The sequence below is a fragment of the Polyangium mundeleinium genome (assembly GCF_028369105.1).
Classification (GTDB): domain Bacteria; phylum Myxococcota_A; class Polyangia; order Polyangiales; family Polyangiaceae; genus Polyangium; species Polyangium mundeleinium.
Map to the genome: position 1 here is coordinate 3,793,469 of NZ_JAQNDO010000001.1, position 14,032 is coordinate 3,807,500.

General features: G+C 69.6%; 13 protein-coding genes (1 of these 13 only partly in view). 7 read left to right on the forward strand and 6 right to left on the reverse strand.

Features of this window, described 5'->3' with window-relative positions:
- Positions 1-49: 49 nt before the first annotated feature.
- Complete coding sequence (locus POL67_RS15240) at positions 50-610, reverse strand: DUF6992 family protein (RefSeq protein ID WP_271918085.1); 561 nt, start codon at positions 608-610, stop codon at positions 50-52.
- Between the two features lie 11 nt (positions 611-621).
- On the opposite strand from POL67_RS15240, the gene POL67_RS15245 reads away from it, so the two are divergent.
- Positions 622-1,914, forward strand: coding sequence for an alpha/beta fold hydrolase (locus tag POL67_RS15245; protein ID WP_271918086.1), 1,293 nt, complete (start codon positions 622-624; stop codon positions 1,912-1,914).
- Between the two features lie 33 nt (positions 1,915-1,947).
- On the opposite strand, the gene POL67_RS15250 is transcribed toward POL67_RS15245, so the two are convergent.
- Positions 1,948-3,231, reverse strand: a complete 1,284-nt coding sequence (locus POL67_RS15250; protein WP_271918087.1) for a radical SAM/SPASM domain-containing protein — start codon at positions 3,229-3,231, stop codon at positions 1,948-1,950.
- 89 nt (positions 3,232-3,320) lie between these two features.
- On the opposite strand from POL67_RS15250, the gene POL67_RS15255 reads away from it, so the two are divergent.
- A complete protein-coding gene (locus POL67_RS15255; RefSeq protein WP_271918088.1) occupies positions 3,321-3,623 on the forward strand; it encodes a hypothetical protein in 303 nt (100 codons plus the stop codon).
- A gap of 16 nt (positions 3,624-3,639) precedes the next feature.
- Positions 3,640-3,987 (forward strand): hypothetical protein, encoded by a 348-nt coding sequence (locus tag POL67_RS15260; RefSeq protein WP_271918089.1) that lies wholly within the window; start codon positions 3,640-3,642, stop codon positions 3,985-3,987.
- A 1-nt stretch (position 3,988) separates the two neighbouring features.
- Here the strand turns inward: POL67_RS15260 and POL67_RS15265 are convergent, their stop codons facing one another.
- Complete coding sequence (locus POL67_RS15265; protein ID WP_271918090.1) at positions 3,989-4,651, reverse strand: hypothetical protein; 663 nt, start codon at positions 4,649-4,651, stop codon at positions 3,989-3,991.
- A gap of 237 nt (positions 4,652-4,888) precedes the next feature.
- Between POL67_RS15265 and POL67_RS15270 the strand changes: the two genes are divergently transcribed.
- The 3 genes from POL67_RS15270 to POL67_RS15280 all read left to right on the forward strand — a co-directional run bounded on the left by POL67_RS15270 (position 4,889) and on the right by POL67_RS15280 (position 8,071).
- Positions 4,889-5,491 carry an RNA polymerase sigma factor gene (locus POL67_RS15270; RefSeq protein WP_136936197.1) on the forward strand — a complete coding sequence of 201 codons (603 nt, stop codon included), beginning with the start codon at positions 4,889-4,891 and terminating at the stop codon, positions 5,489-5,491.
- Entirely contained in the window at positions 5,488-6,324 is an 837-nt protein-coding gene (locus POL67_RS15275; protein WP_271918091.1) for a tetratricopeptide repeat protein, read from the forward strand. The genes POL67_RS15270 and POL67_RS15275 overlap by 4 nt, the downstream gene beginning before the upstream one ends.
- A gap of 61 nt (positions 6,325-6,385) precedes the next feature.
- Entirely contained in the window at positions 6,386-8,071 is a 1,686-nt protein-coding gene (locus POL67_RS15280) for an LA_2272 family surface repeat-containing protein (RefSeq protein ID WP_271918092.1), read from the forward strand.
- On the opposite strand, the gene POL67_RS15285 is transcribed toward POL67_RS15280, so the two are convergent.
- From POL67_RS15285 to POL67_RS15295, 3 genes are all read right to left on the reverse strand, one after another.
- Positions 8,068-10,167, reverse strand: coding sequence for an ATP-binding protein (locus tag POL67_RS15285; RefSeq protein ID WP_271918093.1), 2,100 nt, complete (start codon positions 10,165-10,167; stop codon positions 8,068-8,070). The genes POL67_RS15280 and POL67_RS15285 overlap by 4 nt on opposite strands.
- Positions 10,168-10,337: 170 nt before the next feature.
- On the reverse strand, positions 10,338-11,495 hold the full coding sequence (locus POL67_RS15290; protein WP_271918094.1) for a formylglycine-generating enzyme family protein: 1,158 nt from the start codon (positions 11,493-11,495) through the stop codon (positions 10,338-10,340).
- Positions 11,496-11,554: 59 nt separating this feature from the next.
- Complete coding sequence (locus POL67_RS15295; RefSeq protein WP_276075678.1) at positions 11,555-12,514, reverse strand: fumarylacetoacetate hydrolase family protein; 960 nt, start codon at positions 12,512-12,514, stop codon at positions 11,555-11,557.
- A 7-nt stretch (positions 12,515-12,521) separates the two neighbouring features.
- Here POL67_RS15295 and POL67_RS15300 point away from each other — a divergent pair, with 7 nt between their 5' ends.
- Positions 12,522-14,032 carry the 5' portion of a right-handed parallel beta-helix repeat-containing protein gene (locus POL67_RS15300; RefSeq protein WP_271918095.1) on the forward strand. Its footprint extends 28 nt past the window's final position, so the window shows 1,511 of its 1,539 coding nt (coding positions 1-1,511); it begins with the start codon at positions 12,522-12,524; its stop codon lies beyond the right edge, outside the window.

Sequence of the window (14,032 nt, forward strand, 5' to 3'; positions counted from 1 at the left end):
GGAGCGGGAACTCGCAGCGTCGGCCGTTGTCGGAGCGTCGCCAGGGGGGTCAACGGGCCCCGAGCCCCATGGCCGTGTCGAAGGCGAAGAGGAAGCTGCCTTGCAGGGCGACGCCCGCGCCGGCGCCGCGGACCCAGTCGTTCTTGCCAAACCCGACCATCAAGGCCCCGGCCGTCACGTACAGGACGTCGAGCCCCGCATTCACGAGGAAGATCGTCCGCATCCTGCGGTCCTCGGCCTGCCAGGAGGAAAGGGGTTTGTCGAGGCCGCGTTGCTTCGCGAGGCCGTGGTAGCCGAACCCGGCGATGACGCCGTCGACCGCGCCCCAGGCGACGTTCTGGATGCCTATCGAGCGCGTGTAGGCGTCGCCGCCCGTGGCCCATAATGCGGCGCCCGTGGCGATGCTGGCGACGGCCCAGCTCGTGAGCACGGTCATCGCTCGCGTCTGTGTTTCGAGGTGCGCCTCGCGTGCGGCGAGGGCCGCGGGATCGGGACCTTTCGGTACCGGCAGCGGCACGGGCGCGATCGCGGGCGCAGGCGGCTCGGCGCGCGCGATCGCGGGCGCGAGGAGCAAGGCGAGGACGTGGATTCCGAGGGCACGCCGTGGCATCGTGGTTTGGAATGTACCAAGACGACGCGCTCCCCCGAAGACCCTTCCTCGGCCTCGAACTACGCGCGTGTCCCGCGGAGGGCGCCTCGGAGGGCCTCCCGGTCGTGCGGGTGGCCGAAGGCGGGGCCGCCGCGCTCGCGGGCGTGCGTGCGGGCGATCGCCTGCTTTCGCTGGGCGGCGCGACGGTGTCCGAGCCGCGCGCGCTCGTCGCGCTCGTGCGAGGCCTCGTGCCCGGCGCGCCGCTCCATTTCGAGATCGTGCGGGACGGCGCGCGCGTGACGCTCCCGGGGAAGGCCACGGCGCTGCCGGTCGAGCATATCGCGGGGGCGGAGGTTCGTCTGGGACACGTGACCGTGCGGGGATCGTGGCGGCAAAGGACATTGCTTGCGATCCCGACGTCCGGAAAGCCGCCCTTCCCGGGGATGCTTTTTCTTTCGGGCCTGCGTACGGGGTCCTGTGAGCTCTCGCAAGACCCGGAGGATCCGATGCGACGGCTCCTCGAAGGCCTCGCTGCCGCGGGGATCGCCACGATGCGCGTCGAGCGCAGCGGCGTGGGCGACAGCGAGGGTCCGCCCTGCCAAACCCTGGGCTTCTTCGACGAGGTGGAGGGGTCACGGGCCGCACTCGAATCCCTGGCGAAGGACCCGCGCGTGGGGCGGATCGTGCTCTTCGGCCAGAGCCTCGGGGGGATGATCGCGCCGCTTCTCGCGGGTGAGGGCACACGGGCGTGTGGCATCGTCGTGTTCGGCACGACCTCGCGCAAATGGGTCGATTGTATGGTCCGGGCGACGCGGTTCCAAGGCATCCTCGCCGGGATGGAAGGCGAGGCGCTCGAAGAACACGTCGCCGCGTGGAGCGAGATGCACGTGAGCGTTTGTCGGGATGGCATGTTCCCGCGAGACGTCTTTGCGGCGCGCCCCGAGCATGCGTGGCTCGAAGGGCCCTCGTGCCACGGCGAGACGATGTTCGGCCGGCATGTCTCGTTGTTCCGGGAGATCGAGCGCCTCGATCTCCCCGCGCTCTGGAGGGCGACCACCGTGCCCGTGCTCGTGCTGCACGGCCGCTACGATCACGCCATTCCGCCGGACGAGGGGCGGATGATCGCGGACGAGATCGCGAGCGCTTCCCCGGGGCGGTCGCTTCTCGTGCTCCTCGACCAGGTGGGGCACGACATGCGCAGGCACGAGAGCCACGTGCAGAGCTACACGAATCCACGCGCCGGGGTGTGGGACGAGGGGATTCTCCGCACGACGCTCGAATGGCTCGCGCTCGAGGGGCTGATCAGCGAAGAACCTCGTCGATGAAGCTCCCGAGCGCGCGGCCTTTGGCCACGCGTGTCAATCGGAAGCGATCGGCAACCTGCGCCGCGGCGCCTCGCCCGACAGGCCGACGGGCTCTGCGCCGAGCGGCTCCTCCACGAGCTCGAACAGGCCGAAGTCGTAGGGCTGTTGCGGAGCGTTTTTCCGCTTCTCGATCCGCTCGCGCACGCCGCGTTTTTCGAGTTCCTTCACGCGATGATAACAGAACGGGTTGTTCCCGCGCCGCCCGAGTGTGCAATGGGTCGTCCACGAGCAGCCTGCGCGGCAGTACGGGGCGAAATAACAGGTCCGGCAGAACCCCCATAGCTCGTCCTCCGTCCGCTCGCGGGAAAACTTCAGCGCCTCCCCGTGCTCCCAGATGGCGTCGAGCGAGATCGCGCGCACGTTGCCGCCCGCGTAAGGCGCCGTGGGGAGCGAGGGGCAGCCCTTCACGGTCCCGTCGGATTCGATGCCGATGCCGGAAATGCCTGCGCGGCAGCCGCTCCAGTAGGCCTCCTGGCCGCCCGGCCGTGATCGGAGCAGGGCCTCGTGCGGGCCGTAATAGCCGAGGTTGTTGCCCGCCACGACGTCGAAGATCCAGCCCTTGCCCTGGCCCTCGATCGCGGCCTCGCGCTGAATGGCCGCGAGCGTGTCGATGATCGGCACCACGTGCCACGGCTCGACGATCCACTCGGGCCGATCGGCCGCGCGGCCCATGGGCACCGTGATCTGCACCTGCCACGCGAGCACGCCGCGGGCGCGGACTTCCGTGGCGATCTCGCGCAAGACGCCCATGTTCAGGCGGTTGATCTGCGTATTCGCGGTGAGGAGCAGCCCGGCGGCGGCGCCCGCTTCGAGCGCGCGCATCGCGGCGGCGTGGCTGCCTCGATTGCCGCGGAGCTCGTCGTGAATCGGCGCCGTGCCGTCGACGGAGACCCCGAGCGCCGTGAGGCCGGCGTCGCGGAGCTTTCGCGCTCGTTCGACCGTCATCGCGCGGCCGCCCGTCTGCATGATGACGCGGAGCCCGTGCCGGGCGAGGCGACCGACGATCGCGTGGATGTCCTCGCGGAGATACGCCTCGCCGCCGATGAGCACGACCTCGCGGCAGCCGAGGCGGGCGAGGCCGTCGGCGACTTCGAAGACCTCGTCCGTCGAGAGCTCGGCGTTCCGGGCGTGGCCCGCGCGCGACCCGCAATGCTGGCAGGGCTGATCGCATTTCATCGTCAGCTCCCAGACGGCGAAGAGAGGGATGGGCGCGTCGCCGTCCTCGGGCCTGCGCGCGCGGGGGGCGGGGGTCGTCGTGGGGATCCGAAGCTCGGCCATGGGCGCCGAGCTTAACCGTTTCGTGCTTTCGTGTCGCGGGGCACGAGAGCGCTTGACGAGGCTGCCAGGTCGTTGCGACGATGACACCCATGCCTCCCATGCTCGTGCTCTGTTCGGCTTGTGGGTGTCATGCGCGATCGACCGAGAACGATTGCCCTCATTGTGGCGCTCGTCTGCGCGGCGAGAGCGGCGCTCCGCTGCGCAGCGCGGCCGCGCTCCTGCTCGGTCTGACCCTCGCGGCCGCGGCGGCCGAGGGCTGCGTGGTCACCGCGGCCTATGGCGTTCCGCCGATCGACGGATCGGGCGGGGGAGGCAACGGCGGCGCGGGCGGCGACGGCGGCGCGGGCGGCGACGGCGGCGCGGGTGGCACCCAGGACGCCGGGACGGATTGAACGAGGAGGTTCGGCGATGTCCTCCATGACCCGACCGTGTGCCCTGTGCGGTGGACTCAATCTACCGACGGACGACGTGTGCAGGCATTGCCACTTCCGGCAACCGGCGCCCATGGCGCAGGCTCCGCAGCCTGCGCCCGTGCCTCCGCCGGGGTTCGTCCAGATGCAACCCCAGCCATTCCGCCCGCCACTGCCGCCGGGGGAAGTGCCCGAGCCTTGGGGAATGGGCCCGCCGCTCCGCCCCTGGGATCCCTCGAGCAACGCGCCGCCGCCGGCCCCGGGGTATGGCGCGCCGCCGCTGCCGGCCAACACGCCCATGCCCCCGCCCACACCACCGGACGACAAGAGCAAAAAGCGCTCGTAGCTCAATCCCCCGCGCAAACGCCCGCGCTGCACACCTGACCGCTCGGGCAATCACAATCCACCTGGCAGGGGAGCTGCGGCGCAGGCGGGGCCTCGCAATACCCGCCGACGCAGCTCTGGCCCGTCGGGCATTCACACGACGCCACGCAGGCGACCTTGCACGCGCCGTCGATGCAGGACGCGCCGCCCGCACAATCACAATCGGCCTGGCATTCGATCGAGGACCAACCTCCTTCGCCGCTGCCGCCGGTGCCGTAGCCGCCGCCGGTCTCGCTGCTGCCGCCGCCGGCGCCGTAGCCGCCTTCGCCGCCGCTGCCGGGCGGAGGGGGCAGCGGCGCGCCCGGACATTGATAGGCGCCGAGATCCACGCACCCCGCCTCGATCACGCAAATGCAGCCCGTCTCCACCAGGTAAGGCGTCGACGCGTGCTGGGCATTGCAACCATCGATGCACGCGACGAACGCGTCGGCGTCGATGGCCCCGCAGCCAGCGAGGTGATCACACATGTCGTTGCAGATCCCCGCCGGCCCGTAACCGCCGGTCCCCTCCGACCACTCATCGTCCCACGGGCCATTGCCGTGCTCGAAGTAGCACCCGCCCGTCACCGTCACCATGGACAGAAACAACCCGGTAGCCCACGCATGGGCCGCGCGACGCGTCATCATTCGTCACCTCGAACGGTGGTAGGTTTGTCCCGACGAAGGCTCGTCACCACGCGCCTCCCGTCGATTCGTCCGTGGGTGCCCCGTCCCGCGCCGTTCGTTCAATTCTTTTCCGTTTGTACGAGAGAACACGGCCCGTAGAGCCCTCGGTCCGTCCGCGCGGGCACGTTCGCCCGGAGGGGCACGAAATCGACGTTGGGCCTTGAACGAACGCCCTTGTTGCGGGCACGAAGAGGGGCGATGAGGGCCCTCGATTTGCTTGCGCCTCTCTTTTTCTCGCGCCCCACGGCCAGCGCCGCTCGGGTCGAGGAAGAGCTCGTGGAGCGGCTGCGTCGCGGTGAGAGCTCCGCGATCGCCGAGGTGTACGACGAGCACTACGCCACCGTCCGCGCCTTCGCCCGCCGCCTCACCGGTGACGACGCCGCGGCCGAGGACCTCGTTCACGACGTGTTCGTCAGCTTGCCCAGCGCGGCGCAGCGGTTCCGCGGCGAGTCGTCGCTCAAGACGTTCCTCGTCTCGATCGCCGTGAACCACGCCCGCCATCATCTCCGCTCCGCCGCCCGTCGCCGCGTGGCCCTGGAGCGGCTCGGCCGCGAGCCTCTTCCGGACGCACCGAACCCGGAGCGAGACGTGAGCCGCGCCGCGCTGGCCCGCGCGCTCGACCGCGCCCTCGATCAGCTCCCCGTCCCGCAACGTGTGGCGTTCGTGCTCTGCGAGGTCGAGGATCGCAGCGCGCGCGAGGCCGCCGAGATCATGGGCGTGCCCGAGGCCACGGCGCGCACGCGCCTGTTCCACGCGAAGCAGAAGCTCAGGGCCCTGCTCGATGAGGAGGAGAGCCGATGAAGGACGACGTGCTCCGCGCCGCCACCCGCGCGCTTCGCGAAGAGGCCGATGCATCGAAGGGCCGAGAAGCCGAGACGCGCGCCCGCGTCCTCGCCACGCTGAAGTCGCGTCGCGCGCGCAAACTCGCGGCGATCCGGGTGTTCGTCCCCCTCGCGGCCGTGCTCGTGGGTTCGGTCGCGTGGGCCGAGGCGACGCACCGATTGCCGAGCGTCTGGTACGAGCTCAAGCACGATCTCGGGTTCGGACGAGAAGAAGAGGAGGCGCCCGCGGCGGCGCCCTCGAATCCGCCCGTGGGGAGGCCTGTCGCGAAAAACGCGGCGCCCGCGGAGAAGGCGGAAGCGCCTGCAGAGAAGGCGGAACCGTCCGCGGAGGAGGCGGCCGAGCCCGAGGTTTCGCCGTTGCGGAGCGAGGCGCAGGCCGCGCCTCCCGAGACCGTGGGTGCTCAAGCGGTTGCAGCACCAAAGATTGTAGCGGCGGCGTCGTCTCCAAAGCCGAGCGCATCGACCGGAACGGCCGTCGTCGAAGCTCCCGCCGCGGCGCCTGCGCCTCAGGTCGACACGGACGACGCGCTGTACCGCGCCGCCCACCAGGCCCATTTCGTCACGCGGGATCCGGCCGGCGCGCTCGCGGCGTGGGACGCTTATTTGCGGGCGGCGCCGCGCGGTCGGTTCGCGCCCGAGGCCCATTACAACCGGGCGCTTTGCCTCGTGCGGCTCGGACGAACGGCCGAGGCCGAGCGGACGCTGGAGCTCTTCGCATCGGGCTCCTTCGGCGGCTACCGCAAGGCCGAGGCGAAGGCGCTGCTCGACGCGATGCGCGGCCCCACGCCGTGATTTCCTTCGAATCGTGTGCATCGAAAGAACGAATGCGTCCCCTCCGGGCACGAAGTCCGCGATGAACCGAAACGACGCCGCCACGAGGGCCTCGCGCGCCATTCTCCTCGCGCTCCGCGTCGCCCTGCTCGCCGCGGGCCCGCTCTCCATGCCCACCTTCACCCGCGCGGCGCATGCCGAGGAGCCGACGGGCAGCGCGGTCGTCCTCGTCGTGGAAGGTTTGCCCTGGGATGTCGATCCGGAAGCCGTGCGCGCGGCGATCGGCCGGGAGATTGGCAAAGCCGTGGTCCTCTCGGGCGCGGCGCCTGCTGGGAAAGCTTCGTTCGTGCTGCGCGGCGAGGGCGGGCGGCGCGTGACGCTGACGTACCGCGCCGACGGCGAGGGCGCGATCGTGGGTCGCACGATCGATCTTCCGGACGACGCCGAGCGCGCGGCGGACACGCTGGCCTTGCTCGCGGGGAACCTCGCGCGCGACGAGGCCGCCGAGCTCGCGGCGCTCCTCGGCAAACGGCCCGAGGACAAACCCGCGGCTGCGCCGAGCGAAGCGCCGAAGGAAACACCGAGCGAAGCGCCGAGCGACGCATCGAGCGACGCACCCGCTGCGCCTCCCGTCGCGGAAAAAGCCGAGGCTCCTGCGCAGGAAGCGCCCGCGAAGGCGCCGCCGCCAAAAGGCGAACCCGCGCCACGAAAGGCCGCGCCTGCGCGTGCGCCCGCGCCTGCGGTCGAGCCACCCACGACGCCCACGCGTACGCCCTCGCTCGAAGAGCTCGCGCCTTGCTGGCGTCATGATGCCACGCCGTTTTTTGCGGGCGCCAACGCGCTCCCTCGGATCGGCACGTCGACGAGCCGGGGGTCGAACGTCGTGCACAACCTCTCGGCGAACTTCCTCGCCGGGTATGGCACGGGCCTCGACGGCCTCGAAATCGGGCTCGGACTGAACATCGAGCGCGAATTCGCATGCGGCGCGCAGCTCACCGCCGTCGCCAACATCGTGGCCGGTCCCGTGCGCGGCATGCAGGCGGCGATCGGATTGAATTTCGCCTCTTCGCTGCGCGGCGTGCAGATGGGCAGCATCGATATCGTCGCAGGCCCGGTGAAAGGGGTGCAAATGGGCGCCCTCGACATCGCCGGCGACGTGGTCGGCGCGCAGCTCGGCATGTTGAACATCGCGGGCGCCGTATCGGGGATCCAGCTCGGCACCGTCAACGTGGCCACGGGCCCGGTCAAAGGGTTGCAGTTCGGGCTCGTCAACTATGCGGACCGCTCCACGTTGTCGTTTGGCCTGCTCAACATCATCCGTCGCGGCCGTCTGCACATCGATCTATGGGGGCAGGAGACGGGCATCGTGATGGCCGGTATCGAGCACGGCGGCGATTACATCCACAACATCTACGGTGTCGGCACGCGCCTCGTGGGCGCCGAGCGGCGCCTCGTGTTCAGCTTGGGCCTCGGCGGGCACGTGCAACTTTCGAAGCGTTTCTCCGTCGACGTCGACCTCCTCGGCTATTCGCTGCACGAAACGCCGAGCCTCGCTCCCACCGCATTCCTCGCGCAGGCGCGTGTCGTCGCCGCCCTGGAGATTGGCGCGCGCCTCGGCGTCTTCGCAGGCCCGAGTTACACCGTGGTCAATGCACGCTCGGTGGAAGATGCCTTGCTCGCCCCGTACGACAGTGGAAGCCTGGATCTGAGCGCCTCGAGCCCCGTGCTCGGCTGGCCCGGCGTGACGATTGGCTTGCGGACGTTTTAAGCGCGCGCCGCGACCGAGGACAAGACGCGTTCGAGCTCGGTCGGATCGATCGGCTTCGTCATGTGCAGATCGAAGCCTGCTTCCCGCGCGCGGCGGCGATCCTCCGCGTGGCCGTACCCCGTCTGCGCAATGAGGTATGCCCGCGCCGTCGCCGGATCGGCCCGGAGCGCCCGCGCCAGCGCATAGCCGTCCATCCCCGGCAAACCGAGGTCGCAGAGCACGACGTCCGGCGCGAGCTTGCGTCCCGCGTCGAGCCCCGAAGGACCGGTATACGCGACCTCGGCGCGATACCCGAGGAGGACGAGCAATTCCTTGAGGATGTCCGCCGTGTCGCGGTTGTCCTCGACCACGAGCACCCGCAAGGCCTCCTCCCGCGCAGGGGAGACGGGCCGGGCGGGCTCCGTTTGTCTGGTGAAACGATCTGGCGCGGACGAGAGAGGCAGCCGCACGCGGAAGGTCGATCCGCGTCCCGGACCCTCGCTGTACGCCTCGACGGATCCGCCGTGCAAGGTGATCAGGCTCCGCACCAGGGAGAGCCCGAGGCCGAGGCCACCCCGCTTTCGATCGAGGCTGCTATCGGCCTGGCTGAAGGTTTCGAAGACGCGCGGGATCATCGAGGGCTCCATGCCGATCCCCGAATCCTGCACCACGATCGTCGCGCTGTTCGTCGCGGGATCCGTGACGAGGCAAGCATGCACCTGTCCGCCCGCATCCGTGAATTTGAGCGCGTTGTGCAGGAGATTGCCGATGACCTGTGCCAGGCGGGTGGGATCCCCGAGGGTCCACACCGGCTCGTCCGGCAGGGCGACGTGAAGCTCGATGCCATTGCCCCGGAACGCCGGCCCATAATCGTCGGCCACCTGGCGGACGATCCGCGCGAGGCTGCAAGGCTCCTTGCGCAGCTCGATCTTGCCGCGGGCCACGCGCGAGACGTCGAGCAGATCGTCGATCATCCGGGCCATGTGCGTCACCTGGCGCTGGATCATCTCGCGCGTGCGCACGACGTCCGGCGCGTCGCCCCCCGTGATGTCGAGGACCTGAATGGCCGTACGAATCGGGGCGAGGGGATTGCGCAATTCGTGGGCGAGCATCACGAGGAACTCGTCCTTGCGGCGATCGGCCTCGCGGAGGGCCTGCTCGCTCTCGCGGAGGGCCTGCTCGGCGCGCTTTCGCTCCGTGACCTCCTGCACCACCACGTTGATGCCGAGCAGCGTCGACGCCTCGTCGTGCACGGGGTGGACACTGACCAGCCAATGCCGATCGCCCTCGGGCCGCGCATGGCGGAGCTCGCAATTCGTGACGGCCCGCCCCGATTCGAGGACCCGCTGGCAGAGCTCCTTGAACGGGGTGGCGTCTGGAATGAATTCCCCGAGCGTGCGGCCGAGGTGCTCGGAGATGGGCCGGCCCGTGATGCGCGCCAGCGTCTCGTTGACGTGCACGTACCGGAGATTCCGATCGAGAAAGCAGAGGCCCACCGGGGCGGTCGAATAAACGTTTTGCAGGAGCGCGAGATGGCGCTGCGCGGCCTCTTCGCTCGTCCGCAAGCTCCGGACCAGGCGATTGCGTTCGAGCACCGCCGCGACCTGGTCGCTGAGCATCTGCATGAGCTGGAGATCGTCGGCGCGGAGGTGCGGGCGTTTCGTGGTGGCGAATGCCAGGGTGCCGAGCAGGCGGCCGTGCACCATGAGCGGATATCCCGCATAAGCCTGCACGCCCGCCTTTTTCAGGTCCACCCCGGGATCGAGGTTCGAACGCTGGAGGTCCAAGGCGATGAGGGGTTTGCGGGTCGCGGCGACGGTCCCGCACAGGTACTGGCCGAACGCGATCTGTCGATATTTGAGCCTGTCCTCCGGCGAGATCCCCCCGGCCGACGCGAGGACGAGGGTGTCTGGCGCTTCGCCGACCAGGAAATTGAAGTAAAGTTCGACGCCGAGGTCGTTCGCCAGCTCCTCGAAGAGCGATCCGAGCAGGTGCGACGGCTCGTCGCAGAGGACCAGCCGACTCGCCGCTTTTGCCAGAATATGCAGATGCGTGTGCTCGGCACGCGCGTGCCTGGACGTCTCGGCGGCAAGGGCGAATTTCCGGTGATGCGGCAATTGAACCGATCAGGCGGCGCCGAGGGCTCCCTCGGTACGGTCCCGTTCCCTGTACCGTCGAGTGTACTGCGGAGCAGGCGCGACGCCACGTCGACGCACGCAGGAGCCGAAGCGGAGCCGTGGATACGACCGCCCTTCGTGAGATTCTTCGTTCGGCAGGCTTTCGGCTTTTAGATGTCTTTGCAGCAGCGGAAGCCGAGGTGATAGTTCGCGTGACTATTCTCGCTACCGAGGCGCGTCTCGTGCCAGCTCGGCGCGCGCCAGCGGCAATCGTCCTCGTGTGCCTCGATCGTGGCGAACACGAACCAGCTCCCCTTCATTTCGGTGAAGCCGAGCCCGCCGCTCGCGGCGAGCTCCTCGGGCAACGTGGGCAGGTTCATGTGCTCCGCGGCATTGCCGTGCATGTCGAAGACCCCGAGCGGGCTCTGGCAAGCCGGGAAGGCGCCGGCGGGATAGGTGTTCGAACCACACTGGTCGTAGCCGCCGCCCGGACAACCGGAGGTGCGGCTGCTCGACGTGCCGCAGAGGGCGTGGTTTCGGGCGGCGCCGTAGGCCCACACTTTTTCGCGTTTGTAGTTGTGGTACCAGGTCGCCTCGGCGCGTGGTCGCCCCCATTCGTATTCGGCCTCCGGCGTTCGGACTGCGCCCGCGCAGGCGCCCTCCCATTCGTGCGTGTCGCAGATGCGCTTGCCGACGGCCCGGCAGAGCGCAGCCGCCTCGTTCGCACGCACGTGCACGACGGGGTATTCACAAGGCAGGTTCGGGAATTCGAGCTGGTCGATGCAGACCCGCGCGCTTTCCGCAGTTTGGCCGGACGAAGGATCGTAGAGCGGCACCATGGAAGGCGCCCCGCAGGCGGCCACGTTCGTCTCCGTGACGCCGGCCTCGAGGCGGACGCGCCGGCACTCCGAGCGCGACATCGGGTGGCGCGAGATCGCAGGGTTGCCCTGGCCGAGCACGGACGAGGCGTCGAAGACCGCGCGGACGGCGTCTATCTGCATTTCCGACAAACGGAGGCCGGCGCGCATGCGGTCGAGCAAGCGCGCGCGTTGTTCGTCGAGCGTCTCGGGCTCCCGGTCGAGATCGTCCGAGGCGAGCGTGCGGGGCGGCGGAGGCGCGGGGACGCGCGTCGCGAGCCGGCGTGCTTCAAGGCGCCGTTGCGGCGGGAGGGTGACGGAGAGGACGAGCGTCACGGCGGTGCCGAGCGCGAGGAGGACGAGCGCCGCCTCGCTCAGCGCTCGCCGCCCGAGGCGCGGCGCTCGCGGAGCCTCGACGAGCGTCGAGGCGAGCGGCGGCACGGAGTCGGGGCGGGGAGGATCGAGGGGCATCGAGGATCGCGCCGCTCATTGTGTCCTCGCCCTCGCCGCGTGGCCAAGAGAGCGGCGGCCTAGCCGCGCGGGCGGACCGGATTTCGTAACGTCCCCACGCCTTCGACCTCAACCTCCACGACGTCGCCGGCCACGATCGGACCCACGCCGTGCGGCGTCCCGGTCGCGATGAGATCCCCGGGTTCGAGCGTCATGACGCCGCTGATGTACGCGATGAGCCGCGCGATCGAGAAGAGCATGTCGCGCGTGTTCCCATCCTGCCGGATCTCCCCGTTCACGCGGCAACGCACGGCGAGCGCGCTCGGATCGATCCCGGTGACGAGGAGCGGGCCCGTGGGGCAGAAGGTGTCGAAGCCCTTCGCCCGCGTCCACTGGCCATCTTTCTTCTGCAGATCCCGCGCCGTGACGTCGTCGACGCACGTGTACCCGAAGATGAAGTCGAGCGCGCGCTCCTCCGAGACGCGACGGCAACGCGCGCCGATCACCACGCCGAGCTCGGCCTCGTGATCGACACGGCTGCTTTCCTCGGGAAGCTCGATCGTCTCGTCTGCGGCGACGATCGACGACGGCGGTTTGAAGAAGAGGAGCGGCTCGGCCGGGACGTCGTTGCCTAGCTCGGCGGCGTGCGCGCGGTAGTTCCGACCCACACACACGATCTTGGTGGGTGTGACCGGCGCGAGCAGGCGCGCGCCGGCGAGCGGCACCTCCTCGCCCGTCTCGGATGTTCGTTCCCAGGGCGCGCCTGCGAGCAAGCGGAGTCTGTCCCCGTCGAGACGCGCGAAAGCCGCGCGCCCCTCGCCTCGATCGATGCGTGCGAACGTGGTCATCGTGCTTCCGCCGAGCGTAGCATGCGGGTCCTCGCGTTCGGCGCAGCGCTCGCGGGATCCACGCCCGTCCGGGCTGATGTCGTGGTCGATCGGATCGTCGCCGAGGCCCGCATGTACCGGGATCTCGTGGACCGTCTCATCGAGGAGCGGCTGAGCGGCGCTCGCGCTCGTGCAGCGGGGCTTCGCTACCATGCGGGCCATGCGCAAGCGCCATGCCTCTCTCGCTTTCTTCTCGATCTTCCTCGCCGCTGCCGTCGCGGACGCGGCCGACATCGACGCGGATCCGTCGAACTACCGTGATCTCCTGGACACGTTGAAGCCTGGCGACACGCTCGTCCTCGCCCCGGGCACGTACACGCAGGGCCTGCCGATAACGAACCTGAACGGCACCGACGACGCGTGGATCACCGTCCGCGGCCCCGCCTCCGGCGCGCCGGCGATCTTCGAGGGCGACGCCTGCTGCAACACCGTCGAGCTCGTGAACGCCTCGTACGTCGCGATCGAGAACCTCACCGTCGACGGCAAGGGCATCCCCGGCGTGTTCAGCGTCAGCGCCAAGAACGGCACGAACAACGTCGTCCATCACGTGCGCATCGAGGGCTGCACCTTCGTCGGCCAGAGCGGCTCGCAGCAGACCGTGGCCATCTCCACGAAGACCCCGACCTACGGCTGGATCGTGCGCCGCAACGTCATCGACGGCGCCGGCACGGGCATGTACTTCGGCAACTCGAACTACGCCGATCCCTTCGTGGGCGCCGTCATCGAGTACAACCTCGTCAAGCGCACGATCGGCTACGGCATCCAGATCAAGAACCAGAACGATTGGCCTGCGCACACCGCGCTCCCGAACATCGACGCGCCACGCACGATCCTTCGGCACAACGTCTTCCTCGAGGACGACCAACCGAGCCCGGACGGCGCGCGGCCGAACCTGTTCGTCGGCGGCCCGCCTCCGAGCGGACCGGGCGCAGGCGCGCTCACGGAGATCTACGGCAACGTCTTCGTGCACAACACGAGCGAGTCGCTCCTGCAGGCGACCGGCCGCGTCTCCGTGCACGACAACCTCTTCGTCGACGTCGCAGACACGGCCCTTCGGCTCACGACGCACGACGGCTTCCCGCTCCTCTACGCGCGCGTCTACGACAACACGTTCTACGCGGCGAAGCGCGCCGTCGTCTTTGGCAGCGAGGCGACCGAGGGGGATCTCGTCGCGGGCAACCTCGTGTTCGCGGACGAGGCCGTCTCCGGGCCGAGCACGGGCACGGGCTCGAACCTCGTCGACGTCGCAGCGAACGCAGCGAACTACGTGCAGAAGCCGTCGCTCGTCCTCGGCGACATGGACTTCTACCCGCTGCCCGGCAAGGCCGAGACGAGCCCGCTCGACACGTCCGCGTTCGTGGACGACCCCGAGCACGCGTGCGACTTCAACGGCAGCCCTCGCAAGGACTTCGCTTTCCGCGGCGCGTACGCGGGGGCGGGCGCGAACCCCGGATGGAAGCCGGCCGAGGCCATCAAGCCGACCATCGTCTGCGGAGGCGGGAGCGGAGGTGTAGGCGGGAGCGGAGGTGTAGGCGGAAGCGGAAGCGCGAGCGGAGGTGCGGACGGGAGCGGAGACGCGGTGGACGTCGAAGGCTGCGGATGCCGTTGGGGCACGAACGAGCCGACGAGTCATGCTGCATCGGCATTGCTCGGCCTACTCTTGATCCTCGG

Excerpts from the sequence above, each read along its gene's own strand:
- POL67_RS15240 (WP_271918085.1), bottom strand. The coding sequence starts at position 610 with ATGCCACGGCGTGCCCTCGGAATCCACGTCCTCGCCTTGCTCCTCGCG.
- POL67_RS15245 (WP_271918086.1), top strand. The coding sequence starts at position 622 with ATGTACCAAGACGACGCGCTCCCCCGAAGACCCTTCCTCGGCCTCGAA.
- POL67_RS15250 (WP_271918087.1), bottom strand. The coding sequence starts at position 3,231 with ATGGCCGAGCTTCGGATCCCCACGACGACCCCCGCCCCCCGCGCGCGC.
- POL67_RS15255 (WP_271918088.1), top strand. The coding sequence starts at position 3,321 with ATGCCTCCCATGCTCGTGCTCTGTTCGGCTTGTGGGTGTCATGCGCGA.
- POL67_RS15260 (WP_271918089.1), top strand. The coding sequence starts at position 3,640 with ATGTCCTCCATGACCCGACCGTGTGCCCTGTGCGGTGGACTCAATCTA.
- POL67_RS15265 (WP_271918090.1), bottom strand. The coding sequence starts at position 4,651 with ATGATGACGCGTCGCGCGGCCCATGCGTGGGCTACCGGGTTGTTTCTG.
- POL67_RS15270 (WP_136936197.1), top strand. The coding sequence starts at position 4,889 with ATGAGGGCCCTCGATTTGCTTGCGCCTCTCTTTTTCTCGCGCCCCACG.
- POL67_RS15275 (WP_271918091.1), top strand. The coding sequence starts at position 5,488 with ATGAAGGACGACGTGCTCCGCGCCGCCACCCGCGCGCTTCGCGAAGAG.
- POL67_RS15280 (WP_271918092.1), top strand. The coding sequence starts at position 6,386 with ATGAACCGAAACGACGCCGCCACGAGGGCCTCGCGCGCCATTCTCCTC.
- POL67_RS15290 (WP_271918094.1), bottom strand. The coding sequence starts at position 11,495 with ATGCCCCTCGATCCTCCCCGCCCCGACTCCGTGCCGCCGCTCGCCTCG.
- POL67_RS15295 (WP_276075678.1), bottom strand. The coding sequence starts at position 12,514 with ATGGTAGCGAAGCCCCGCTGCACGAGCGCGAGCGCCGCTCAGCCGCTC.